The 25,944-nt window shown below is 61.6% G+C and carries 19 protein-coding genes; 14 read left to right on the plus strand and 5 right to left on the minus strand.

The window, feature by feature from the left end:
• Positions 1-4: 4 nt before the first annotated feature.
• The 10 genes from tssE to ACZ445_RS29700 all read left to right on the plus strand — a co-directional run bounded on the left by tssE (position 5) and on the right by ACZ445_RS29700 (position 18,110).
• Positions 5-520 (plus strand): type VI secretion system baseplate subunit TssE, encoded by a 516-nt coding sequence (gene tssE / locus ACZ445_RS29655; RefSeq protein WP_058424463.1) that lies wholly within the window; start codon positions 5-7, stop codon positions 518-520.
• Positions 517-2,376 carry a type VI secretion system baseplate subunit TssF gene (gene tssF, locus ACZ445_RS29660; RefSeq protein ID WP_464707855.1) on the plus strand — a complete coding sequence of 620 codons (1,860 nt, stop codon included), beginning with the start codon at positions 517-519 and terminating at the stop codon, positions 2,374-2,376. The genes tssE and tssF overlap by 4 nt, the downstream gene beginning before the upstream one ends.
• Positions 2,340-3,383 carry a type VI secretion system baseplate subunit TssG gene (tssG, locus tag ACZ445_RS29665; RefSeq protein WP_058424270.1) on the plus strand — a complete coding sequence of 348 codons (1,044 nt, stop codon included), beginning with the start codon at positions 2,340-2,342 and terminating at the stop codon, positions 3,381-3,383. Before tssF ends, tssG begins: the two co-directional genes overlap by 37 nt.
• Positions 3,376-6,039 (plus strand): type VI secretion system ATPase TssH, encoded by a 2,664-nt coding sequence (tssH, locus tag ACZ445_RS29670; protein WP_464707856.1) that lies wholly within the window; start codon positions 3,376-3,378, stop codon positions 6,037-6,039. The genes tssG and tssH overlap by 8 nt, the downstream gene beginning before the upstream one ends.
• Before the next feature lie 157 nt (positions 6,040-6,196).
• Positions 6,197-8,137, plus strand: a complete 1,941-nt coding sequence (locus tag ACZ445_RS29675; RefSeq protein ID WP_464707857.1) for a type VI secretion system Vgr family protein — start codon at positions 6,197-6,199, stop codon at positions 8,135-8,137.
• A 14-nt stretch (positions 8,138-8,151) separates the two neighbouring features.
• Complete coding sequence (locus ACZ445_RS29680; RefSeq protein ID WP_058424273.1) at positions 8,152-8,586, plus strand: DcrB-related protein; 435 nt, start codon at positions 8,152-8,154, stop codon at positions 8,584-8,586.
• A 12-nt stretch (positions 8,587-8,598) separates the two neighbouring features.
• Complete coding sequence (locus tag ACZ445_RS29685) at positions 8,599-13,029, plus strand: RHS repeat-associated core domain-containing protein (protein ID WP_464707858.1); 4,431 nt, start codon at positions 8,599-8,601, stop codon at positions 13,027-13,029.
• 2 nt (positions 13,030-13,031) lie between these two features.
• Positions 13,032-13,313 carry a hypothetical protein gene (locus tag ACZ445_RS29690; RefSeq protein WP_058424275.1) on the plus strand — a complete coding sequence of 94 codons (282 nt, stop codon included), beginning with the start codon at positions 13,032-13,034 and terminating at the stop codon, positions 13,311-13,313.
• Between the two features lie 66 nt (positions 13,314-13,379).
• Positions 13,380-17,687, plus strand: a complete 4,308-nt coding sequence (locus tag ACZ445_RS29695; RefSeq protein WP_464707859.1) for an RHS repeat-associated core domain-containing protein — start codon at positions 13,380-13,382, stop codon at positions 17,685-17,687.
• 15 nt (positions 17,688-17,702) lie between these two features.
• Positions 17,703-18,110: a hypothetical protein gene (locus tag ACZ445_RS29700; RefSeq protein ID WP_058424277.1), complete on the plus strand. Its 408-nt coding sequence runs from the start codon at positions 17,703-17,705 to the stop codon at positions 18,108-18,110.
• Between the two features lie 104 nt (positions 18,111-18,214).
• Here ACZ445_RS29700 and ACZ445_RS29705 read toward each other — a convergent pair whose 3' ends face one another.
• The 3 genes from ACZ445_RS29705 to ACZ445_RS29715 all read right to left on the minus strand — a co-directional run bounded on the left by ACZ445_RS29705 (position 18,215) and on the right by ACZ445_RS29715 (position 20,036).
• Entirely contained in the window at positions 18,215-18,490 is a 276-nt protein-coding gene (locus tag ACZ445_RS29705) for an HU family DNA-binding protein (protein ID WP_003176958.1), read from the minus strand.
• Between the two features lie 191 nt (positions 18,491-18,681).
• Positions 18,682-19,830, minus strand: a complete 1,149-nt coding sequence (locus ACZ445_RS29710; protein ID WP_310862898.1) for an NAD(P)/FAD-dependent oxidoreductase — start codon at positions 19,828-19,830, stop codon at positions 18,682-18,684.
• Positions 19,831-19,868: 38 nt separating this feature from the next.
• Positions 19,869-20,036, minus strand: coding sequence for a rubredoxin (locus ACZ445_RS29715; protein WP_015886569.1), 168 nt, complete (start codon positions 20,034-20,036; stop codon positions 19,869-19,871).
• A 194-nt stretch (positions 20,037-20,230) separates the two neighbouring features.
• Here ACZ445_RS29715 and ACZ445_RS29720 point away from each other — a divergent pair, with 194 nt between their 5' ends.
• On the plus strand, positions 20,231-20,794 hold the full coding sequence (locus tag ACZ445_RS29720; RefSeq protein WP_058424279.1) for a chorismate--pyruvate lyase family protein: 564 nt from the start codon (positions 20,231-20,233) through the stop codon (positions 20,792-20,794).
• Positions 20,794-21,684: a 4-hydroxybenzoate octaprenyltransferase gene (gene ubiA, locus ACZ445_RS29725; protein WP_058424280.1), complete on the plus strand. Its 891-nt coding sequence runs from the start codon at positions 20,794-20,796 to the stop codon at positions 21,682-21,684. Before ACZ445_RS29720 ends, ubiA begins: the two co-directional genes overlap by 1 nt.
• A 79-nt stretch (positions 21,685-21,763) precedes the next feature.
• Here ubiA and ACZ445_RS29730 read toward each other — a convergent pair whose 3' ends face one another.
• A complete protein-coding gene (locus tag ACZ445_RS29730) occupies positions 21,764-22,912 on the minus strand; it encodes an integrase core domain-containing protein (RefSeq protein WP_464707611.1) in 1,149 nt (382 codons plus the stop codon).
• A gap of 165 nt (positions 22,913-23,077) precedes the next feature.
• Positions 23,078-23,458 carry a COG4315 family predicted lipoprotein gene (locus ACZ445_RS29735; protein WP_058424281.1) on the minus strand — a complete coding sequence of 127 codons (381 nt, stop codon included), beginning with the start codon at positions 23,456-23,458 and terminating at the stop codon, positions 23,078-23,080.
• Between the two features lie 155 nt (positions 23,459-23,613).
• Here ACZ445_RS29735 and phoB point away from each other — a divergent pair, with 155 nt between their 5' ends.
• Together phoB and phoR are read left to right on the plus strand one after the other, a co-directional pair.
• A complete protein-coding gene (phoB, locus tag ACZ445_RS29740) occupies positions 23,614-24,303 on the plus strand; it encodes a phosphate regulon transcriptional regulator PhoB (RefSeq protein WP_003176964.1) in 690 nt (229 codons plus the stop codon).
• Between the two features lie 94 nt (positions 24,304-24,397).
• Complete coding sequence (phoR, locus tag ACZ445_RS29745) at positions 24,398-25,684, plus strand: phosphate regulon sensor histidine kinase PhoR (RefSeq protein WP_464708639.1); 1,287 nt, start codon at positions 24,398-24,400, stop codon at positions 25,682-25,684.
• The last annotated feature ends 260 nt before the right edge of the window (positions 25,685-25,944 follow it).

A 25,944-nucleotide genomic window follows, 5' to 3' on the forward strand; every position in this document is an offset into this window, starting at 1 on the left:
TTTGGTGATCACTGAAATCGCTTCCCGCGACCGTCTGCAACCGTCCCTGTTGGACCGGCTGACGGACGACGATCCAACCAATCCCAAGGAAAGCGCCGACAAACGCGTGCTGTCCCTGACCCAATTGAAAGCCTCGGTACTGCGTGACCTGGCGTGGCTGCTCAACACCACGTCGTTGCTCGATGCCGATGCCACGCTGCACACCCCGGCCGGCACCTCGGTGGTCAATTACGGCCTGCCGGCGCTGGCGGGCAACAGCGTTTCCAGCGTGGATATCAAGGCGCTGGAAGCGTTGATCTACCAGGCCATCGCTACCTTTGAGCCACGCATTCTGCGCCATACCCTGCGTGTCAAAGCTCGTGTCGGCCATGGCGAGATGAATCACAACGCCCTGAGTTTCGAGATCGAAGGCGACCTATGGGCGCAGCCGGTGCCGTTGCGCCTGTTGCTGCAAACCGACCTCGACCTGGAATCCGGCCACGTACGCGTGGTCAATGCCGACCAGCGGAGGCGCCCATGAACCCGCGCCTGCTGGAGCTGTACAACCAGGAACTGCACCACGTGCGCGAAAGCGCCGCGGAGTTCGCCAAGGAATACCCGAAGATCGCCAGTCGGCTGACCCTGTCCGGTATGGACTGCGCCGACCCGTACGTCGAACGCTTGCTCGAAGGCTTTGCCTACCTCACGGCCCGCGTGCAGCTCAAGCTCGACGCCGAGTACCCGACCTTCACCCATAACCTGCTGGAAATCGCCTACCCGCACTACCTGGCACCCACGCCGTCGATGACCGTAGTGCAATTGCACACCGACCCGGACGAAGGCTCGCTGGCCAGTGGTTTCCCGCTGCCCCGCGATACCGTCCTGCGCGCCGCCCTGGGCCGCGAAACCCAGACCTGCTGCGAGTACCGCACCGCACACCCGGTGACGCTGTGGCCGTTGCAGGTGAGCAACGCCGAGTACTTCGGCAACCCCGCCGCTGTGTTGGGCCGCCTGGCCGCCAGCGAGCCGAAAGCCAAGGCCGGCCTGCGCCTGACCCTGCGCACCGGTGCCGAGCTGCCGTTCAACAGCCTCGACCTGGATAATCTGCCGCTGTACCTCAGTGGCGCCGACGAGCAACCCTTCCGCCTCTACGAGCAACTGCTGGGCAACGCCTGCGCGGTGTTTGCGCGCAAGCCGGGGGGCGATTGGGTCGAGCGCCTGCCCCAGGACGCGTTGCGCTCCCGAGGCTTCGACGACGCCGACGCGGCCATGCCGGTGGTGGCGCGGGCCTTCCAGGGCTATCGCCTGCTGCAGGAATATTTCGCCCTGCCCCACCGCTTCCTGTTCGTCGATTTCGCCGAGCTGAGCCGAGCGGTCAAGCGTTGCGACGGCCAGGAGCTGGAACTGATTGTGCTGTTCGACCGCCACGAACCGAGCCTGGAAGGCAGCGTCGGCGCGGCGCAGTTCCTGCCGTTCTGTACCCCGGCGATCAACCTGTTCCCCAAGCGCGTGGACCGTATCCACCTGTCCGACCGGGTCAACGAACACCATGTAATCGCCGACCGCACACGTCCGATGGATTTCGAGATTCACTCCTTGAGCGGCATTACCGGCCACGGCACCGGGCCGGAGCAGCCGTTTTTGCCGTTCTACGCAGTGCGCGATCCTTCGCGTTATGGCCGTGACCAGGCCTATTACACCGTGCGCCGCGAGCCGCGTGTGCTGTCCAGCGACCAGCGCCGCAACGGCCCGCGCTCCACCTATGTGGGCAGCGAAACCTTTGTCAGCCTGGTGGACAGCCGGCAGTCGCCGTACCGCCACGACCTGCGCCAGCTCGGCGTGACCGCGCTGTGCACCAACCGCGATCTGCCGTTGTTCATGAGCGTGGGCAACGGCAAGACCGACTTCACCCTGGCCGACAGCGCGCCGGTATTGTCGGTGCGCTGCGTGGCAGGCCCGAGCCGCCCGCGCCCCAGCCACGCCCATGACGCCAAGGCCTGGCGCCTGATCAGCCAGCTCTCGCTCAACTATTTGTCCCTGAGCGAACAGGGCCAGGGCGCCGGCGCCTTGCGCGAACTGCTGCGCCTGTACGGCGACAGCAACGACGCCGCGCTGCAATTGCAGATCGAAGGCCTGCGCGACGTCAGCAGCAAAGCCGTGACCCGCCGCCTGCCGATGCCCGGCCCGATCGTGTTTGGCCGCGGCCTGGAGATCACCCTGGAATTCGATGAAAACGCGTTTCGCGGCACCGGTGTGTTCCTGCTCGGTGCGGTGTTGGAACGCTTCCTGGCACGCTACGTGTCGATCAACAGTTTTACCGAGACGGTGATCCGTACCACCGAACGCGGCGAGATCATGCGATGGAAAGCCAAGCCCGGACGTCGTCCGACCCTGTGAGTACCCTGGATGCGATGCACCAGGAGCCCTGGGAATACGATTTCTTCCAGGCGCTGCGGCGTATCGAGTGCGAATCGCCGGAGCTGCCGCGCCTGGGCCATTCCCTGCGCCTGGCGGATGACCCGCTGCGCCTGGGGCAACAGGCCGATTGCACCTTCGCCCCGGCCACGCTGGCCTCGGTCGACCCCGGCGGCGACGGCAAGCCGGCGCGCCTGGAGCAGTTCTTCTTCGGCCTTGGCGGCCCCAACGGCCCGTTGCCGCTGCACATCACCGAGTACGTGCGCGAGCGTCAGCGCAACAATGCCGACAGCACCAGCAAGCAGTTCCTGGATGTGTTCCACCATCGCCTGCTCAGCCTGTTCTACCGGGCCTGGGCCGAGGCGCGGCCAACGGTCAGCCACGACCGCCCGGACGATGACTACTGGTCGGCACGCCTCGCTGCGCTGAGCGGCCGGGGCATGCCGAGCCTGCTGAATCAGGGGCTGATCCCGGATACCGCGAAGCTGCATTACAGCGGCCACCTGTCGGCGCAAACCCGCTACCCGGACGGCTTGAAGGCGATCCTCAGCGAGTACTTCGGCCTGCCGGTGGAGATCGAAGAGTATGTCGGCCAATGGCTGGAGCTGCCCGAACGCAGCCGCGTGAGCGTCAGCGCCAACCGCCTGGGCGTGGACTTTTGCCTGGGCAGCTTCGTGTGGGACCGCCAGCACAAATTCCGCATCCGCCTGGGCCCGCTCACGCTGGATGACTACATGGGCATGCTGCCCGGCCACCAGCCGTTCAACGAGCTGGTGGCGTGGGTGGCCGAGTACCTGGGCCATGAACTGGACTGGGACCTCAACCTGGTGTTGCAACAACCCGAAGTCCCGGCGCTGCAACTCAACGGCCAGTTCCGCCTGGGCTTCAACACTTGGCTCGGTAAACCCGAGCATGACGCCAACGACCTAATCCTGGCCCGGCACTACGCCGACCACGCCACCACCTCAAGGAATCCAGAGCATGGGTGAAATCAGTCGCGCCGCACTGTTCGGCAAACTCAACAGCGTGGCCTACAAAGCCATCGAAGCCGCCACCGTGTTCTGCAAACTGCGGGGCAACCCGTATGTGGAACTGGCCCACTGGTTTCACCAGTTGCTGCAACTGCAGGACTCGGACCTGCACCGCATCATCCGCCAGTTCAACGTCGAACCGGCGCGCCTGGCCCGCGACCTCACCGAGGCCCTGGACCGCCTGCCGCGTGGCTCGACGTCGATCACCGACCTGTCGTCCCATGTGGAAGAAGCGGTAGAACGCGGCTGGGTCTACGGCAGCCTGATGTTCGGTGAAAGCCAGGTACGCACCGGTTACCTGGTGCTGGGCATCCTGAAGACGCCAAGCCTGCGCCACGCGTTGCTGGGCTTGTCTGCCGAATTCGACAAGATCAAGGCCGAAGCCCTGAGCGAACGCTTTGACGAATACGTCGGTGATTCGCCGGAGAATGCGTTGAGCGCCAGCGACGGTTTCAATGCCGGCGCCGTACCCGGCGAAGCCAGCGGCGCGATGGCGCCGAGTGCAATGGGCAAGCAGGAAGCGCTCAAGCGCTTCACCGTCGACCTGACCGAACAGGCGCGCAGCGGCAAGCTCGATCCGATTGTTGGCCGTGATGAAGAGATCCGCCAACTGGTCGACATCCTTATGCGCCGCCGCCAGAACAACCCGATCCTCACCGGTGAAGCCGGGGTGGGCAAGACCGCCGTGGTCGAAGGCTTCGCCCTGCGCATTGTCGCCGGCGACGTGCCGCCAGCCTTGAAAGACGTGGAACTGCGCAGCCTCGATGTGGGCCTGCTGCAAGCCGGCGCCAGTATGAAAGGCGAGTTCGAGCAGCGTCTGCGCCAGGTTATCGAAGACGTCCAGGCCTCGCCCAAGCCGATCATCCTGTTTATCGACGAAGCCCACACCCTGGTGGGTGCCGGTGGCGCCGCCGGAACAGGTGATGCCGCCAACCTGCTCAAGCCGGCCCTGGCCCGTGGCACCTTGCGCACCGTGGCCGCCACCACCTGGGCCGAGTACAAGAAACACATCGAGAAAGACCCGGCCCTGACTCGCCGCTTCCAGGTCGTGCAAGTCGCCGAACCGTCGGAAGACAAGGCGCTGCTGATGATGCGCGGCGTGGCCTCGACCATGGAAAAGCACCACCAGGTGCAGATCCTCGATGAAGCCCTGGAAGCGTCGGTGAAGCTGTCCCACCGCTACATCCCGGCGCGCCAGTTGCCGGATAAATCCGTGAGCCTGCTGGACACCGCCTGTGCTCGCGTCGCTATCAGCCTGCACGCGGTGCCGGCCGAAGTGGACGACAGCCGTCGTCGTATCGAGGCGTTGGAAACCGAGCTGCAGATCATCGCCCGTGAGCATGCCATTGGCATTGCGATTGGTGCACGTCAGACCACCACAGACGCGCTATTGAGCGCTGAACGTGAGCGCCTGGCCACCTTGGAAAGCCGTTGGGCCGAAGAGAAAACCCTGGTCGATGAGTTGCTGGCGACCCGTGCAACGCTGCGCGAAAAAGCAGGCGTTGTGGACAGCGGCAACGATGAGTTGCGTGCACAGTTGGTCGACCTGCAACAGCGCCTCACCGAACTGCAAGGCGAAACCCCGCTGATCCTGCCCACCGTGGATTACCAGGCCGTGGCCTCGGTGGTCGCCGACTGGACCGGCATTCCGGTCGGTCGCATGGCGCGCAATGAACTGGAGACGGTGCTCAACCTCGACCAGCACCTGAAGAAACGCATCATCGGCCAGGACCACGCCCTGCAGATGATCGCCAAGCGCATCCAGACCTCCCGCGCCGGCCTCGACAACCCGAGCAAGCCAATTGGCGTGTTCATGCTCGCCGGCACCTCGGGCGTGGGCAAGACCGAAACCGCCCTGGCCCTGGCCGAAGCCATGTACGGCGGCGAGCAGAACGTCATCACTATCAACATGAGCGAATTCCAAGAGGCGCACACGGTGTCGACCCTCAAGGGCGCGCCACCGGGCTATATCGGCTACGGCGAAGGCGGCGTGCTGACCGAAGCGGTGCGGCGCAAACCTTACAGCGTGGTGCTGCTGGACGAGGTGGAAAAAGCCCACCCGGACGTGCACGAGATCTTCTTCCAGGTGTTCGACAAGGGTGTGATGGAAGACGGCGAAGGCCGGGTGATCGACTTCAAGAACACCTTGATCCTGCTGACCACCAACGCCGGCACCGAGCTGATTTCCCAGGTCTGCAAAGACCCGGCGAACATCCCTGAGCCGGAAGAAATCGCCAAGGCCCTGCGCCAGCCGCTGCTGGAGATCTTCCCGCCGGCCCTGCTCGGCCGCCTGGTGACCATTCCGTACTACCCGCTGAGCGATGAGATGCTCAAGGCGATCACCCGCCTGCAACTCAACCGCATCAAGAAGCGTGTGGAGAGCACGCACAAAGTGGCCTTCGACTACGACGACGCGGTGGTCGACCTGATCGTCTCGCGTTGCACCGAAACCGAAAGCGGCGGGCGCATGATCGATACCATCCTCACCAACAGCCTGCTGCCGGACATGAGCCGTGAGTTCCTCACGCGCATGCTGGAGGGCAAGGCGTTGGCGGGGGTACGGATCAGCAGTCGGGATAATGAATTGCACTACGACTTCAGCGACGCTGATTGACCTGACGAAACACAATCAAAAATGTGGGAGGGGGCTTGCCCCCGATGGCGGTGGGTCAGCCAGGAATTTCTAACCTGATACACCGCTATCGGGGGCAAGCCCCCTCCCACACTTGGATTCGGTTTCTTCAGTTATTTAGTCATTTACGAGACGCCCGATGCTATTCAACCAAGCCTCACGCCTGGCCAAGATCACCAGCCCCCTCGGGCCGGATGTGCTGCTGCTCAATGAAATGGGCGGTGGCGAAGAGCTGGGCAGGCTGTTCAATTACGAGCTGCAACTGACGTCCCTGGACGCCAACATCGACCTCAACCAGTTGCTCGGCAAACCCATGAGCGTGGGCCTGCAGTTGGCGGACGGTGGTGAACGGCACTTCCACGGCATCGTCGCACGGTGCAGCCAGAACATCGACCAGGGCCAGTTCGCCAGTTACCAGGTGACCCTGCGTCCGTGGCTGTGGCTGCTCAGCCGCACCTCCGACTGCCGGATTTTCCAGAACCTGAGCATCCCGCAGATCATCAAGCAGGTGTTTCGCGACCTGGGCTTTTCCGACTTCGAAGACGCCCTGAGCCGGCCGTACCGCGAGTGGGAATACTGCGTGCAGTACCGCGAGACCAGCTTCGATTTCGTCAGCCGCCTGATGGAGCAGGAAGGCATCTACTACTTCTTCCGCCACGAACAGGACCGCCATGTGCTGGTGCTGGCCGACGCCTACGGTGCCCACACCACGGTGCCGGGCTACGCGTCGATCCCGTATTACCCCAAGGACGAGCAGCAGCGCGAACGCGACCATATGCACAACTGGCACCTGGCGCAGGAGGTGCAGCCCGGTTCGCTGGAGCTCAACGACTACGACTTCCAGCGCCCCAGCGCCAGCATCGACGTGCGCTCGGCCATGCCCCGCCCGCACACCGCCGGCGACTACCCGCTGTACGACTACCCCGGCACCTACGTGCAAAGCGCAGACGGCGAACATTACGCGCGCACCCGCATCGAAGCCCTGCAAACCCTGCATGAACAGATCGAGTTCAGCGGCAATGCGCGGGGGCTGGGTTCGGGGCATTTGTTCAGCCTCACCGGCTTCAGCCGCCAGGACCAGAACCGCGAATACCTGATCATCGGCTGCCGCTACTACATCGTCCAGGAAAGCCTGGAAAGCGGCGGCGGTTCGGGCTCGGCACAGTTCGAAAGCAGCCTCACCTGCATTGACGCCCAACAGAGCTTCCGCCCGCTCGCCAGCACCCACCGCCCTATCGTCAAAGGCCCGCAAACCGCGCTGGTGGTCGGCCCCAAGGGCGAGGAAATCTGGACCGACCAGTACGGCCGCGTCAAGGTGCACTTCTACTGGGACCGTCACGACCAATCCAACGAGAACAGCTCGTGCTGGATTCGCGTGTCGCAATCCTGGGCCGGCAAGAACTGGGGCTCGATGCAGATCCCACGGATCGGCCAGGAAGTGATTGTGAGCTTTCTGGAAGGTGATCCCGACCGACCGATCATCACCGGGCGGGTGTACAACGCCGAGCAGACCGTGCCTTACGACCTGCCGGAAAACGCCACCCAGAGCGGCATGAAAAGCCGTTCGAGCAAGGGCGGCACGCCGGCCAACTTCAATGAAATCCGCATGGAGGACAAGAAGGGCTTGGAGCAGTTGTACATCCATGCCGAGCGCAACCAGGACATCGTGGTCGAGGTGGATGAGAGCCATTCGGTGGGGCATGACCGCAACAAGAGCATCGGGCACAACGAGACGGTGACCATCGGCAACAACCGCCTGCGCATCGTCAAGCAGGAAGACATCCTCTCGGTGGGCCAGCGCAAGACCGACAGCATCAGCCAGAGCTACGTCATCGAAGTGGGCGAAAACCTGCGCCTGGTCTGCGGTGAAAGCATCCTGGAGTTGAACGCCAGCGGGCAGATCAACCTCACCGGCGTGCAGATCAGCTTCTATGCCAGCGGCGACGCCGAGTTCAACACCGGCGGCGTGCTGCACCTGAACAACGGCGGCGGCCCCGGTGCCACGCCCGATGGCCAGGGCCAGAAAGCCGCCATCGACGCCAACATCAAAGCCGCGTTCCCCGCGCCTAAAAGCTCCTGACGAGACCTGTTTTCATGACGTATCGCATCAACGAATTCCAGTTTCAACTGCCCGCCGGCGAGTTGCAGGACGCTACGATCAATATCCTCAAGTTCCCTGAATTGGGGACGTCCCTGATCGTCAGCCGCAGCCTGCTCGCCGAGGGTGAGACCCTGCACAGCAACTTCAATGACCAACTCCAGCGCCTGGAAAAACAAGTGCAGGACCTGCGTTATCAGCCGGGCGTTGATGTGCGCCTGGGCGCCGCGCAAGAGGTCGAAGGCATTGAGCTGCGCAGCCAGTTCAACAAGGGCAATGACAAGGTGTTCCAGTATCAACTTGCGCTGGTGCTACCGGGTACGCGCAAGATGCTTGCCTTGAGTTACGTGAAGGCCGACAAGCTCGGGGATGCCGAAGCGGCGCACTGGTCGACGATCAAGGGCACGCTCGTGTTCGACGTCCCCCAGTGAAGCGGCCTTTGCATGTCTGACGCACTGCTCTGGGCTGCGCGCCTGGGCGATGGGCTGTCCCACACCTCTGTCATGGCCGACATCCTCGGCGGCGTACTGGAGGTGGCGGCCAATGTGGCGATTACCGCACTGGCGACCGCTGCGGTGGTGGCGGCTACCGGCATTACCGTCGCGACCGGTGGGCTGGGCGCCTGCGTGCTGGGCGCGGTCGTCGGCGTCATCGTTGGCATCGCCATGAGCAAGACCGGGGCCGACAAGGGGTTGAGCGCCATGTGCGAAGGAATCGGCAACGCGCTGTTCCCTCCCTCGGTCATGGCCACGATCCTCAGCGGGTCCACCGACACACTGATCAACGCCTTGCCCGCTGCGCGCGCGGCTGGCGTCGTGCCCTCCCACGTTGCACCTGCGGGCACCGAAACCGAAACGCCGCCGCCAGCACCCGAACACAGCGAAGAGCCCGGCTACCTGGACATGGCCAAAGGATTCTTTGCGCAAATGTGGCGCCCCACCGTCGCCACGCCAGCGCCAGGTGCAGTCCCTAAACCGCTTGACGTGGTGACCTGCACAAAACACCCGCCGATGCCGCCGCAGTTTCTGGCCGAAGGCTCGGAAAAGGTCACGGTCAACGGTCAACCGGCGGTACGCAGCGGTGACCGCAGCACCTGCGATGCCACCGTGGTGTCTTCAGGGCTGATTTCGCCCAATGTGACTATCGGCGGCGGCTCGGTCGTGGTGCGCGAGATCCGTAGCGGCAAGACGCCGGGGGTTGGCCTGGCCGTCACCGCACTGATGATGCTCAAGGGGGGTAAAGGCAAGTTCCTCAGCAACCTTCCCTGCATGCTGCTGGCAGGCGTCAATTCGTTTGTGGTCAGTCAGGCCATGGGCGCACTGGCCAACGCCGCCATGGGCTCTTCCAACCCGGTGCACGCGAGCACGGGGGCCAAGGTGCTGGGCGGTCCCGAGGAGCTGGATTTCGCCTTGCCCGGAATCATGCCCATCGACTGGCAGCGTTTCTACAACAGCCGAGATGAACGCCGCGATGGCTTGTTTGGTGCCGGCTGGAGTGTGCCCTATGAAGTCAGCGTGCAGCTGCTGCCTCACCTTGAAGGGGGCGACTACGCGTTGTACATCGACGAGCAGGGTCGACGTATCGACATGGGTTCGATCCCTTTGGGCGGTGCCGTGTTCAGCGCTGGCGAAGGCCTCAGCGTCAAGCGTCACTTGAACGGCCAGTGGCTGATCGAAAGCGCAGACGGCTTGTACCGGCTATTCGATCCGGCGCCACAGGACGCATCGTTGCTACGCCTGAGCCAACTGGGAGATCGCAACGACAACCGAATCCACCTCGACTATGCCGACGATGGTCGCCTGCTGGGCCTGCGTGACACCTTTGACCTGGTCAGGGTCGAGCTGACCTACGACAGCACTTGGCCCCGGCGCGTCAGCCGGATCGAACGGCTGTATCCCGACCACCACCGTGAAGTACTGATGCATTACGCCTACGACGTCCGTGGCGACCTGGCCGCTGTACGCCAGTCCGACGGGCACGTGAAGCGCCGTTTTGCCTATGATGCCGGGCAGCGCATGGTCGAGCATCAACTGCCCAGCGGCCTGCGTTGCTTCTATCAGTGGGCCAGGGTTGACGACCGTGAATGGCGTGTTGTGCGGCATTGGACGGAGGCCGGGGACACCTACACATTCGACTATGCGCTGGACACCGGCATCACCCGTATCACCGACGGGCTGGCGCGCGTCAGCATTCGACACTGGGATGAGCGACACCAGATCATCGCGTCCACCGATGCACTGGGGCGAACCTGGGCCTTCCGGTGGAATGATGAAAGCCAACTACTGGGCGCAACCGACCCTCTCGGTGGGCATTATCAGTTCAGCTACGACGATGCCGGCAACCTGACTGAGACCCTCGACCCCCTGGGGCGCAGTGAATCGACCTTGTGGCTGGAGCACTGGGCGCTGCCACTGGCGGAGACCGATGCCGCGGGCAATACCTGGCAGTACCATTACGACTCGCGGGGCAACTGCATTCGCGAAACCGACCCGCTGGGCAACCGCACGGTCTATCACTATGACGGACACGGCCAAGTCAGGGAGATCATCGACGCCAGCGGCAAGCGCAAGACCTTGCGCTGGTCCCCACTGGGTCAATTGACCGAGCACACCGACTGTACCGGCCTGACCACCCGTTTGAGCTACTGCAAGCGAGGCTTGCTGCTGGCCAGTACCGACGCGCTCGGGGAACGCACCACCTTCAAGTATGACGACCAGGGCCGCCTGATCAGCAAGCAGTTGCCCGATGGGCGCAACGAACACTATCAGCGTGACGTCAGCGGCCAGTTGATCGGCTACAGCGACCCTGCCGGCCACACCACGCGCTTCGAGCATGCGTCGAACGGTCAGTTGCGCCACCGTATCGACGCCCATGGTCGCCGTGTGGAGTTGAGCCATGACGCCTATGGCCGCCTGCACAGCCTGACCAACGAAAATGGCGAGCGCTACCGATTCGACTGGGACGACGGTGATCGCCTGACCCTCGAACAGCGCCTGGACGGCTGCCGGAAACGGTACACGTACGACCCGCTGGACAATGTCACACAGGTAGAAACCCTCGCATCGTCCGACACCGAGCCCGCCATCATTCATGATCTGGAGCGGGACGCAGCTGGCCGGCTGATAGCCAAGCGCACCGTGGATGGCTGCACGACGTACCGCTACGATCAGCTCGACCAAGTCACAGCCATCACCTTTACAGGCCACGACGGCGAGCAGCAAACCCTGGGCTTCGGTTATGACGCCCTCGGCCAGCTGACCCTTGAACAAAGCGCCGCCGGTTGCCTGGAGCATCGCTACGACGAATTGGGCAACCTGGCCCAGACCCGACTTCCCGACGGCCGCTGGCTCAACCGCCTGCGCTACGGTAGCGGGCACTTGCATCAGGTCAACCTGGATGGGCAGGTCATCAGTGACTTCGAGCGCGACCGTCTGCATCGCGAAGTGCTGCGCACCCAGGGCCGCATCAGCACGCGTTGCGAATATGACCGCAGTGGACGTCTGCGCGCCCGCCAGCGCCGCCAACCGGACCATTCACTGTTACATCCACCGGCGCAGACACGCCTGGGCTATGACGACAGCGACCAACTGGTCGAACGCTACGACAGCCAGCCCGGCGCGGCACACCGCCAATTACTGCATTACGACGCCACCGGCCGCATTCTGGCTAGCCAGGACAACCTCCTGGGCCAGCGGGAAGCCTTCCGCTACGACCCGGCGGCCAACCTGCTGGATGGCTCAGGACAGGTCGCCCACAACCGATTGCTGACCTACCAGGACAAACATTACCGCTATGACGGTTTTGGCCGGATGGTTGAAAAGCGCAGCCTTCGGCGCGGCACCCAGCGCTTCAGCTACGACGCGGAGCAACGGCTGGCACAGGTGCATAACGATGACGGCTCCCGGATCGTCATGACCTATGACCCGCTGGGCCGGCGCACCGCCAAGACCACCTACGACCGCAACGGTGTGCAGCGCAGCCAGACACGTTTCACTTGGGACGCGTTGCAACTCGTGCAGGAGCACTGCAATCAGCAGAGCAGCCTCTATATCTATGCCGACGAGGGCTACGAACCACTGGCCCGTGTCGATGGCACGGGTCACCTGCAAAAAATCCGCTACTACCACAACGACCTCAACGGATTGCCCGAACGCCTCACCGAGAGCGACGGCCATACGGTGTGGCAAGCGCGCTATGAAGTCTGGGGCAATACCGTCGAGGAAAACCGAGAACCCTACTTCATCGAAGAACAGAACCTGCGTTTCCAGGGCCAGTATCTGGACCGGGAAACGGGGCTGCACTACAACACTCTGCGCTTTTATGACCCGGATATCGGGCGCTTCACCACACCCGACCCCATCGGTCTGGCCGGCGGCCTGAATCTCTACCAATATGCGCCCAACCCGCTGAGCTGGATTGACCCGTTGGGCCTGATGAAATGCTCCAGCCCACCCAAGGGGCGCAAGGTCAGTCGCACCGTGTATCGGTTCGAGGAACCGGGGCGCATCGGGACCACTTGGCAGGCACACAAGTGGAATGTGGAGTCCACCCACCGCTACACCACCAAAGGCGTCGGCGGGGTGTATGGCGCGAACTCACGGAAAACCGCGCTGGGCGAGGTCACGCACTGGAAGGTCGACCTGTCCAAACGGGTGTTGGTCAGCAAGAAAGTGCAGCTCAATAATGTCCTGGATCTGACCCGCGCCGATGTGCGCAAACAGCTAGGGGTCAGCCTTAAAAGCATCACCGGCTCGAAGTACACCGAGACCCATCAGATCGGCAATTGGGCCAAGGCCAACGGCTATGATGGAATCCTGGCGCCATCGGCACGCAACCCGACCGGCAGCAACTTGATCTCCTTTGCAGGTTTTTGAACATGGAACGACTGGAAAACGAATACCCGGGTGACGCGGACTGGCAGAGCACAGTGGCCTTGTATGAAGAAGACTACCTTGACGACGATGCGCGTGAACTGGCCAAGGCCTTGGGCGGCCATCTCGACCTGGCAGTGATACTGCGTGGGAAACGAGGCCTTGAAGAGGGGTTGTGGTGGATCGGGCAAAAGGTTCCGGCACTCGACAACCTCACCCCGCTGGAGTGCCTGGAAAGTCCCACGCTGATAAAACGCTTGAAGACAGCACTGATGCGCATGCCATAACACTCAAGGACACGGCGACTATGGACAGTTGTGCGTTCAATTCAATCAGACACAGGAGTGCAGTCCTTGTCTGATGCACTCTGGGCCGCCCGCATGGGCGATGCGCTCTCCCACACGTCGATGATGGCGGACATCCTTGGTGGGGTGCTGGAAGTGGCGGCCAATATCGCGATCACGGCGGTGGCGACGGCGGCTGTCGTCGCCGCCACCGGGATTACCGTCGCCACCGGTGGGCTTGGCTGTTTCCTGCTGGGAGCGGTGGTGGGCACGATTGTCGGCCTGGCCATGAGCAAGACCGGGGCCGACAAAGGCCTGACGAATTTATGCGATACGTTCGCCAACGCGCTGTTTCCGCCCACGGTTCAGGCCAATATTCTTACCGGTTCCACCGATACCCTGACCAACAACATCCCCGCTGCACGCGCCGCAGGGGCGATCAGCTCCCATGTCGCACCGGCCGGTACCGAGCTGGAAGCGCCCGAGCCGGAGCCCGAAGCCAGCTACCTGGACATGGCCGAAAGTTTCTTCTCGCAGATGTGGCGCCCTACCGTCGCCACCCCCGCGCCTGGGGCCGAGCCCAAGCCGCTGGACCTGGTCACCTGCATGAAGCACCCGCCGATGCCGCCGCAGTTTCTGGCCGAGGGATCGGACAAAGTCACCATCAACGGCCAACCGGCGGTGCGCAGTGGTGATCGCAGTACCTGTGATGCGACAGTGGTGTCGTCGGGGTTGATTTCTTCCAACGTGACCATCGGCGGCGGCTCGGTGGTGGTGCGTGAGATCCGCAGCGGCAAGACCCCGGGCGTGGGGCTGGCGGTCACGGCGTTGTTGATGCTCAAGGGCGGCAAGGGCAAGTTCTTCAGCAAACTGCCGTGCATGTTGATCGGCGGCGCTACGTCGATGGCGGTCAGCAGCGCGATGGGGGCCGTGGCGAACGCAGCGATGGGCTCTTCGAATCCGGTGCATGCGGCCACCGGCGCGAAGGTGCTGGGCGGCGATGATGAGCTGGATTTCGTCCTGCCCGGCATCCTGCCGATTGATTGGCAACGCTTCTACAACAGCCGCGACGCACGCACGGGCAGTCTTTTCGGCGCAGGCTGGAGCGTGCCGTATGAGGTGTGCGTCGACATCCAGCCTCACCCCGATGGCGGCGAAACACTGGTCTACACCGATGAACAAGGCCGCCCCATCGACATGGGCTCGATTCCCTTGGGCGGCGCCGTGTTCAGCGCGGGTGAAGGGCTGGCCGTGCGGCGACATCTCAATGGGCAGTTGCTGATCGAAAGCGATGACGGGTTGTATCGCTTGTTTGAACCCTCTGCCAACCCGTCGTTGCTGCGCCTTAGCCAGCTCGGCGACCGCAATGACAACCGCATCCATGTCGATTACGACGCCGCCGGGCAACTGGTGCGACTGCGCGATACCTTCGATCTGGTGCAGGTTGAGTTGATCCGTGATCAGGGCCAGTTGGCGCGCATCGAACGCCTGTACCCCGATCAGCGCCGCGAAGTGCTCGTCAGCTATGGCTTAGACGCGCAGGGCAACCTGGCTGAAGTGCGCGATACCACTGGCCAGGTCAAGCGGCGTTTCGCCTACGACAGTGGCCAGCGGATGGTGGAGCATCAACTGCCCACCGGATTGCGCTGCTTCTATGAGTGGGCCTTGGTTGAAGACCTGGAATGGCGCGTGGTGCGGCACTGGACCGACGAAGGCGACGCCTACCAGTTCGACTATGACTTGCAGGCCGGTATCACGCGAATTACCGATGGCCTGCAACGCGTCAGTACCCGGCATTGGAACACCCAACACCAGATCATTCGATACAGCGACAATCTCGGCCACACCTGGCTGTTCGAATGGAACGACGAGCGCCAGTTGCTCAGTGCCACTGATCCGCTGGGCGGGCACTTTGCATACAGCTATGACGAGGCCGGCAACCTGATCGGCAAAACCGACCCGCTAGGGCGCAGCGATTCGACCTTGTGGCTTGAGCACTGGGCACTGCCGCTGGTGGAGACCGACGCTGCCGAAAATAGCTGGGCGTATCGCTACGATCAGCGCGGCAACTGCATCGCCGAAACCGATCCGCTGGGCTACGTCACCCGCTACCGCTATGACGACCACGGTCAGGTCGTGGAAATCATCGATGCCACCGGCAAAAGCAAAAAGCTGCGCTGGAATCCGTTCGGGCAACTGGTCGAGCATATCGACTGCTCGGATTACCCGACGCGTTTCAGCTATGACGAGCGCGGCTATCTGCAGGTCATCACCGATGCTCTCGGCGAACGCACTCAATTCAGCTATGACGCCCAGGGGCGCTTGCTCACCACCCAATTGCCAGACGGTCGTATCGAGCAGTACCAGCGCGATACGAGCGGGCAACTGGTGGGTTACACCAACCCGGCCGGACATACCACGCTGTACCAGCACAACCGTCGCGGGCAGGTACGCCAGCGCGTCGATGCCCATGGCAGGCAAGTGCAGTTCGGCTATGACAGCTATGGGCGGTTGCAGGCACTGATCAATGAGAACGGCGAGCGATATCGTTTCGCGTGGGACGCTGGCGATCGGCTGGTTGAGCAGCAAGACCTCGATGGCAGCGCCAAGCGCTACGATTACGACGCGTTGGATAACATCACGACGCTGACGGCCGTTCCCGCGCCTTACGGCAATGGCCTGGCGTTGGTGCCCGACATACCACCCGCGCCTATCGTGCATCGACTCGAACGTGATGCGGTCGGCCGGTTGGTGGCCAAAACCACGGACGATGGCCGCACCGAGTACCGCTACGACGAGCTCGACCAACTCACTGCTGTCACCTTCACCGACCTGCAAGGCAACGCCCAGGCCCTGGGCTTCGCCTACGACGCCCTCGGCCAGTTGGTGACCGAACAAAGCTCGGCAGGCGGCCTGCACCACCACTACGACGAGCTCGGCAACCTGATCCAGACCCAACTGCCGGACGGCCGCTGGCTCAATCGCCTGTACTACGGCAGCGGCCACCTGCACCAGATCAACCTCGACGGCCAGGTCATCAGCGACTTCGAACGCGACCGCCTGCACCGCGAAGTGCTGCGCACCCAAGGCCAGCTCAGCACCCGCAGCGAATACGACCGCAGCGGCCGCCTGCGTTCGCGCCAACGCCGTCACGCCAGTCAGTCAACCTTGCTGCCCGCGGCTGCGCAAAAACAGTTCGAATACGACCCCGCAGACAACCTGATCGGCAAACTCGACCAGCAGCCCGCCACGCAACACCGCCAACTGCTGCACTACGACGCCACCGGCCGCATCATCGCCAGCCAGGACAGCCTGCACGGCCAGCGCGAAACCTTCGCCTACGACGCCGCCGCCAACCTGCTGGACGGCCCGCAGGCTGGCGCGGGGTTGGTGGTGCATAACAAGCTGCTGACCTATCAGGACAAGCGTTATCGCTATGACGCGTTTGGCCGCACGATTGAAAAACGCAGCGCCAAACGGGGCGTGCAGCGGTTTGCCTACGATGCTGAAAGCCGTTTGGTTGAAGTGCGTAACGATGACGGCAGCGTCGTGCGAATGACCTACGACCCGCTGGGCCGACGCATCGAAAAAACCGAGCATGGCCGTGACGGGTATCCGCTGGGAGAAACGCAGTTTGTGTGGGATGGACTGCGGTTGTTGCAGGAGCATAAACACAGCCAGACCAGCCTTTATGTTTACGATGATGACGGCTACGAACCGCTGGCCCGCGTCGACGGCCTTGGCCCGCTACAGAAGATTCGCTACTACCACAACGACCTGAACGGGTTGCCCGAACAACTGACCGAGGCCGATGGGCACAGCATCTGGCAGGCGACTTATCGGGTGTGGGGCAACACACTGGAAGAGGTGCGCGAGCCTTATTACATCGAGGAGCAGAACCTGCGGTTCCAGGGGCAGTACCTGGATCGGGAGACGGGGCTGCATTTCAATACGTTCAGGTTTTATGATCCGGATGTGGGGCGGTTTACTACGCCGGATCCGATTGGGTTTGATGGTGGGCTCAATTTTTACCAGTACGCCCCCAATCCAATATCCTGGATTGATCCATGGGGTCTGGCCCCCGAGCTTTACTATCTGATTGCGAAGAAAGATGGCCTTTATGATGAAATGGCGTGGGGCCATAAAAAGCCAGTTGGTAAAGTTTATTTGAAGAAAGGTGAAGTCTGGAAAGTCGGTGAAACTGTCAATCCGAACAGGCGATACACGCAAAAGTGGCTCAAAGCTAACAACCTCGCTTACAAACGCGTGATGGCGGCCCCCACGAAAGGCAACATGCAAGTATGGGAAAGGCTAAAAATCGGAAAGTATTTCAAACGCCGAGGAAAACTGCCTCCAGGTAACAAGTGCAGACACTGAGATGAGGATTACTTTATGCGAGTCGATACAACATCGGACTCACCCAGCTGGACAAAAGTCTTTGAAATCACTGACGAGCTAAATGGCTTGAGTGAGATTCTTGAGAAGAAATATCCCTCCCTCGACTGGGAACTTGCAGTCTGCATGCGATGCCTGCCTCAGGGGCTCGAGCGGAAAACATTTTGCCGTTACTACACCAAAGACAAAATGTTCGGCCTGGACATCGCTATGGACGAGGAAGATTTCATCCCGTACAAAAAGGATAAGGCCGCTCAACGTAAATTAATCGGCGCAGCGTTTTTTGAGTTTTTTGTTGAGAGCATTAAAAAATACGAAAAAAAGCTCCCCAATCTTCAGCCGGTTTCAGAACAACTGATCGCCGATGTGAAGCAATGGTGTACCGAAAACGAATGGGTAGCCTGAAATCCCAAAAAAGGCTATGGGGTGCCCCACAAAAAATGGGCACCCAACCCCGTCGGCGTGCCCATTTCTCCTACCACCCCGCCCCCTTCGAGACGGTAACGCCATTACGCGTTGACAGTGTCTTTCAGCGATTTACCCGGCTTGAACGCAACCGTGTTGCTGGCCTTGATTTTCACCGGCTCACCGGTTTGAGGGTTTTTGCCAGTGCGAGCGCCACGGTGGCGTTGCAGGAAGGTGCCGAAGCCAACCAGGGTGACGCTGTCCTTGCGGTGCAGGGCGCCGGTGATTTCTTCGAGAACGGCGTTGAGGACGCGGTTGGCCTGTTCTTTAGTGAGATCGGCTTTTTCAGCGATGGCGGCTGCGAGTTCTGGTTTACGCATGTGTGAAGCCTCTTTGACGGTTTTTTGTTGTTATGTCCGTGCTGCTCATCGTTGGAGCAGCGCCCAAAGCGCCGCAGGCTCTACTCTGCGGCAGACGGGAGTGAGGATGGCATGCCCTCGCACGCTCCGCCAGTCTAGCGGCGACCTTTCTGGAGGGAAAAACGTGCTTATTCCGACAGAACGACCGGTATTTACGCCAGCAACGGCGGAAGTTCTTTATTGAGGGCGAGTTTTTCCATCACGGCGTTGCCGGTGAGTGCGTAACCCAGCAGGCGACCGCTGGCGTCACGGCACAGGGCCTTGATGTCGGCGCCCTCACCTTCGACGCTCCAGACACCTTCGGCGCCCCGAGGCGGCGGCGACACCACCAGCGGGCAGATGGGGGTTTTCACGGTCACCGGCATCGGGCCGTAGCTGACGGCGGTGGCGTTGCCGGCCAGGGTCTGAGCCAGGGCGCGGGCGCAGCTCATCAGCGGCATCACGTACAGCAGGTTCAGGCCGTCGACCTCGGCGCAGTCGCCCAGGGCGTAGATGTTGGCGTGGGAGGTCTTGAGGTGGCGGTCCACCATGATCCCGCGATTGGTCTGCAGGCCGGCGGCAGCGGCCAGGTCGACGCGCGGGCGCAGGCCAATGGCCGAGACCACCAGGTCGCAGGCGATCACTTCGCCGTCCGACAGGTGGGCTTCCAGGCCATCAGCGTTGCGTTGCAGGCGATTGAGCACCGGGCCCAGGTGGAAGCGCGCGCCGAGGCCTTCAAGGCCTGCCTGTACCGCAGCAGCGGCGGCCGGGTGCAGCAGGGTCGGCATGACCTGCTCGCACGGCGCCACCAGGTCGATTTCATAACCGCCCAGGATCAGGTCATTGGCGAACTCGCAGCCGATCAGACCGGCGCCGAGCAGCAGCACGCGGCGCTTGCCGGCAGCGGCGGCACGAAAGCGTGCGTAGTCTTCAAGGTCGTTGATCGGGAAAATCAGGTCAGCCGCATCGCCTTCAACCGGCACACGCACGGTTTCTGCGCCCCAGGCCAGGATCAGGTCGCGGTAGGCCACCGCTTCTTCGCCGATCCACAGGCGTTTGTGGCCGGGGTCAATGCCGCTGACGCGAGTGTGGGTGCGCACTTCGGCCTTGAGTTGCTCGGCCATGGCGCCGGGTTCAGCCATGCTCAGACCATCGGCTTCCTTGTTCTTGCCAAAGCCGGTGGAGAGCATGGGCTTGGAGTAGGAGCGCCCGTCATCGGCAGTGATCAGCAGCAATGGGGTCTCGCTGTCGAGCTTGCGAAACTCCCGGGCCAGGTTGTAACCGGCCAATCCGGTGCCGATGATCACGACAGGTGCGTTCATTCCTTTCTCCTTTGTAGTACTTTTCTGAAAACCGAGAATCAGCCGATCTCGATCATTTCGAAATCCATTTTGCCCACGCCGCAGTCCGGGCACAGCCAGTCTTCCGGGACGTCTTCCCAACGGGTGCCAGGCAGAATTCCATCATCCGGCCAGCCGTCTTTCTCGTCATAGATCAGGCCACAGACTACACATTGCCACTTCTTCATCACTTGCTTCCTCAGGGTCAGGCATCTTGGCCGACGGTCGATAGACCCGCGTTGCCGTGCGGCTCAGGGCGTTTTGTACTGATCGTGGCCGGCAGATGCAAGCATGATCGACGCAAACAGCCGGTTGCGTCCGGCAAAAACCCTGATCGCCATGGTAAGCTCGCCGCCTCTTTTGCTGCCGATACTGACTCACCGTGCCGCACTCAATCGAACCTGCCGATGCTTGCCAATGGCTGCCCCAGAGCCTTCTGAGCCCCATGCCCGGGCCCTTGACCCTTGATTGGTTGTTCGATACAGGCTCGATGACCCAGCGGTTGACCCAGCTGTCAAACAACGGCTTCAGCATCACCCCGCTGTTCGAGGGTTGGCAGCCGCTGCGGGATGATGAATGCGTGGCCCTTGGCCTGCCGCTGGCGACAGTTGGCTGGGTGCGCGAGACCTACCTGCATGGCAATGGCCAACCCTGGGTATTCGCCCGTTGCGTAGCCGCGCGCAGTACTTTGCAGGGTGACGGCTTGCACATGGATGCACTGGGCAGCCGCCCGCTGGGGTCACTCCTGTTCAGCGATCATGCGTTCAACCGCCAGGCCATCGAAGTGTGCCGCTACCCCAGGCAGTGGTTGCCTGCGGACCATCAGATTGAAGGGCTTTGGGCGCGCCGCTCGCGCTTTGATCGCGGCCCGCTGAGCGTGCTGGTCGCAGAAGTTTTCCTGCCGGGCCTGTGGCAAGCCGTGCACAACCCTGCGGAGAATTGCTGATGTATCAACGTCTGCTCAAGTCCTTGAACCACCTGAACCCCAGGGCCTGGGATTTCATTCAGTTGACCCGCATGGACAAGCCCATCGGCATCTACCTGCTGTTGTGGCCGACGCTGTGGGCGTTGTGGATCGCCGGCAAAGGCTCGCCCTCTTTAATCAATATCGTGATCTTCGTGCTGGGCGTGGTGCTGACTCGCGCCGGCGGCTGCGTGATCAATGACTGGGCCGACCGCAAGGTCGACGGCCACGTAAAGCGCACCGAGCAACGCCCGCTGGTCAGCGGCAAGATCACTTCTAAAGAGGCGCTGGTGTTTTTTGCGGTGCTGATGGGCATCAGTTTCCTGCTGGTGCTGCTGACCAACGCCACCACCATCCTGCTGTCCCTGGGTGGCCTGGCCCTGGCGGCGAGCTACCCGTTCATGAAGCGCTACACCTATTACCCGCAGGTGGTGTTGGGGGCGGCGTTTTCCTGGGGCATGCCGATGGCGTTCACCGCCGAGACCGGCAGCCTGCCTGCCACCGCGTGGCTGCTCTATATCGCCAATCTGCTCTGGACGGTCGGCTACGACACTTATTACGCGATGACCGACCGGGATGACGACTTGAAGATCGGTGTGAAATCCACCGCCATTTTGTTTGGTGATGCCGATCGCGTGATCATTCTGACGCTACAAGGGCTGTCGCTGGTGTGCCTGTTGCTGGCGGGTGCGCGATTCGAGTTGGGTGGCTGGTTCCACCTGGGTCTGCTGGCCGCGGCGGGCTGTTTTGCCTGGGAGTTCTGGTACACCCGGGACAAGGACCGCATGAAGTGCTTCAAGGCGTTCCTGCACAACCACTGGGCGGGGTTGGCGATATTTGTCGGGATTGTGCTGGATTACGCGTTTCGCTGAGGTTTTTGTGGCGGCTGTCGCGACCTCATCGGGGTGTAGAACCGTAGACATCGTTTACATCTGAAACCGGGGACATCGTTTACACATTTGAGGCTTGGACGCGGGTCATACCTCGTCCAAGCCTCCCCAAGGGATAATCACACAGGTACAAATCCCAGGCATCATCCTCAGCTTCTTTAAGCCCTATCCTTTCTCCGGATAGGGCCTCGCTGACAAATACCAACTTGCCGTTCCACTTGATCGATCCATCCTGCCTGACGCTTCGCACCCGCATTTCTGCCGGATACTCCACATCGGGCAAGCACCCTGGGTAAAGCCGAGTAGACGGCACGTACACATCTCCCGGACGTTTCATACCAAGCGCTTCATGAGGGCGTACGTAATTGAACTCATGCCGGAAGTGCTCCAGCAAAAGCTGCTGCTCCACCAAGTTGCTCCCTAGCGGTAGCTCAAGTTTCAGGCTGCGATGCATTCGTTCGTGTCGACCATTCTGGGCAGGTCTTCCCGGCATGGTTCGCTCGGGATAGATACCTAAACGGATCCACCAGACGGCCAGTGTGGATATCCTCGCCAGGCCAGGAGAGGCGAAAGGGACTCCGTTGTCAGAACGAATGACTTCCGGCATGCCGTAATCCTGAAAAAGCCGCTCAAAGGTTTGTTTTACAGGCTGGGTCATGATTTTAGGATGAGCCCTGCAAGCCAGAATCAAACGGGATGCATGGTCTGTAACCGTCAGCGGGAAGCACATCTGGGCGTTGAGCATCTTGAATTGCCCTTTGTAGTCCACGCACCAGGTTTTGTTGGGGTCATTGGCCTCTCGCATTTCAATATGCGAGGTACCGTGCCGACGCTTGAACCGCCGTTTTCTGACCAGCCCAAGTCGGTCAAGCCATTGGCCGGCTGTACTGGGAGACGGCCAATCGATAGAGGGATCTTCAATTCGCAATAGCTCAATGAGCTTCTTTGGCCCCCATTTATCGTGGGCTTCCTTCATGGCCACTACGCGAGCGAGGATCTTATCGTCGGTCTTGTTGGGGCTGTTGTGGGGTCGACGAGAAACCTCGGCTAACGACTTCAAATCGCCGTTATGCCGAGCAATCCATTTGTCTACGGTAGGTCGACTGACACCGAAGCGGCGGGCCAGTTGGCTTTTCGTGAAGTTACCCGAAAGCCAGTCAGCAACCAGCTTGATTCGTTGGTTCATGGGGGACTCTTGGTTCCAGGGCATGATCAGTTACCTCCTGATCATGCGTATTAACCTGTAAACCATGTCCCCGGTTAGAAATGTAAACGATGTCCCCGGTTTGTACCGGGGCAAGCCCCCTCCCACAGTTGGAATGTGTTCGCCTGTAGGAGGGGGCTTGTCCCCGACGCTTTCAGTGGTGCCGCATGATCAAGGTTTGGCGACCTTCCAGGCCCCGTCCATTTTGCCCTCACCGGTCATGTCGCCCGCTTTCTTGTCCATGATGAAGGTATAGAGCGGCTTCCCGCTGTATGCCCATTGGCTTTTTTGATCGTCACGGGTGATGACGGTCCATTTACCCATAGGCTTGTCGGTGGATTCGGCCATCAGTGGAGGCCAATTGATGGCGCACTTGTCGTTGCACATGGACTTGCCATCGGCGTCCTTGGCAAAGGTGTAGAGGGTCATACCCTTGTGATCCACCAGCATCCCGTCTTTGGTCATCGCCGGCTCCGCCGCGAACGCCAGGCCCGGCAGCGTCAATGCAGCCGTCACCAGCAGGGCTTTCCAGGAAATCGTGCTGTAAGTCATCGGAACCTTCCTTTTGTGGTTGTCAGGATTCGGACTCAAAGCGTAGTCCAGAGAGGCGGGAATTGCCCGAGCGACTAAATTACTGTCACACGACTGCAATAATTCCGTTATCTAATGCGGCGCAAGACAGTTAAATGACAAGAGGATTTTCGAGCATGGTTGGCAGGAGCATTCTGATTGTTGACGACGAAGCGCCCATCCGCGAGATGATCGCCGTTGCGTTGGAAATGGCCGGCTATGACTGCCTGGAGGCGGAGAACTCCCAGCAGGCCCATGCCATTATCGTCGACCGCAAGCCGGACCTTATTCTGCTGGACTGGATGCTGCCCGGCACCTCCGGCATCGAACTGGCCCGACGCCTCAAGCGTGACGAACTGACCGGGGACATCCCGATCATCATGCTCACCGCCAAGGGCGAAGAGGACAACAAGATCCAGGGCCTGGAAGTCGGTGCCGATGACTACATCACCAAGCCTTTCTCCCCTCGGGAACTGGTCGCGCGCCTGAAGGCCGTACTGCGCCGTGCCGGGCCTACCGATGGCGAGGCACCGATTGAAGTCGGCGGCCTGCTGCTGGACCCGATCAGCCACCGCGTGACCATCGATGGCAAGCCGGCAGAGATGGGCCCCACCGAATACCGCCTGCTGCAATTCTTCATGACCCACCAGGAACGCGCCTACACCCGCGGCCAATTGCTGGACCAGGTGTGGGGCGGCAACGTGTACGTGGAAGAACGCACCGTGGACGTGCATATCCGTCGCCTGCGCAAAGCCTTGGGCGATGCGTACGAGAATCTGGTACAAACCGTGCGCGGTACTGGCTACCGTTTCTCTACCAAGGGCTGAGCCAAACGCATCCGGACTCAAGAGCCTGACTTAACAGCTGACAAGGACGCATGTTCAAGTGAACCAAAACTGGCATGGCACCCTGATCCGCCACATGCTTTTGCTGATCACCGGCTGCCTGCTGGTTGGCCTGGTCAGCGGCTATTACGGCTGGAGCCTGGCAGTCGGCATTGCCCTGTACCTGGGCTGGACCCTCAAGCAACTGCTGCGCCTGCACGAATGGCTGCGCCAGCATAAACCCGATGAAGCACCACCCGATGGCTACGGCCTGTGGGGCGAGGTGTTCGACAGCATCTACCACCTGCAACGCCGCGACCAACGCGTGCGCGGGCGCCTGCAAGCGGTGATCGACCGGGTGCAGGAGTCCACCGCCGCGCTCAAGGATGCGGTGATCATGCTCGACAGCGACGGCAACCTGGAATGGTGGAACCGCGCCGCCGAAACCCTGCTGGGCCTCAAGACGCCCCAGGACAGCGGCCAGCCGGTGACCAACCTGGTGCGCCACCCGCGCTTCAAGGAGTACTTCGAACAGGAGAACTACGAAGAAGCCCTGGAAATCCCCTCGCCCACCAATGACCGCGTGCGCATCCAGCTGTACCTGACGCGCTACGGCAACAATGAACACCTGATGCTGGTGCGCGACGTCACCCGCATCCACCAGCTGGAACAGATGCGCAAAGACTTCGTCGCCAACGTCTCCCACGAGTTGCGTACACCGCTGACGGTGATCTGCGGCTACCTGGAGACGCTGCTGGACAACGTCGACGAGATCAACCCCCGCTGGAGCCGGGCCCTGCAACAAATGCAGCAGCAAGGCTCGCGCATGCAGACACTGCTCAACGACCTGCTATTGCTGGCCAAGCTGGAGGCCACAGATTACCCGTCGGACAACCACCCGGTGGCCGTGCAAAGCCTGTTACAGACCATCAAGAACGATGCCCAGGCCCTCTCCGGCCAACGCGGGCAGCAGATCACCCTGGAAGCCGACCCGGCTGTGTTGCTCAAGGGCAGCGAAGGCGAGTTGCGCAGCGCGTTTTCCAACCTGGTGTTCAACGCCGTGAAGTACACCCAGGACAAAGGCAATATCCGCATCCGCTGGTGGGCCGACGACCAAGGCGCACACTTGAGCGTGCAGGACTCCGGCATCGGCATCGACGCCAAGCACCTGCCGCGCCTGACCGAGCGCTTCTACCGTGTCGACTCCAGCCGCAACTCCAACACCGGCGGCACGGGGCTTGGCCTGGCAATCGTCAAACACGTGCTGCTGCGCCACCGCGCACGCCTGGAAATCAGCAGCGTGCTGGGACATGGCAGTACGTTTACCTGCCATTTTCCGCCGGCTCAGGTAGCGCGCTCGCGAGCCCTCGGCAACGACGAGTAATCCAAATACACCACGGGCCTAAATGTGAGAGGGGGCTTGCCCCCGATGGCGGCGGATCAGATATGAATGTGCTGTCTGACACACTGCCATCGGGGGCAAGCCCCCTCCCACAGTGGAGTTGTGTTGTTTTGGAGACGGTGTTCCAAGCCCCGCCCGGCAGTGGGCACTAGGCAAGCGCCCCGTCAGCCGCTACATTGGCCGACTTGCGCCTGCCTTTGCGGCCCACCTGCCACCCCTTATTGAACATACGGAACCTGCAA

It is taken from the genome of Pseudomonas allii (genome assembly GCF_055380095.1).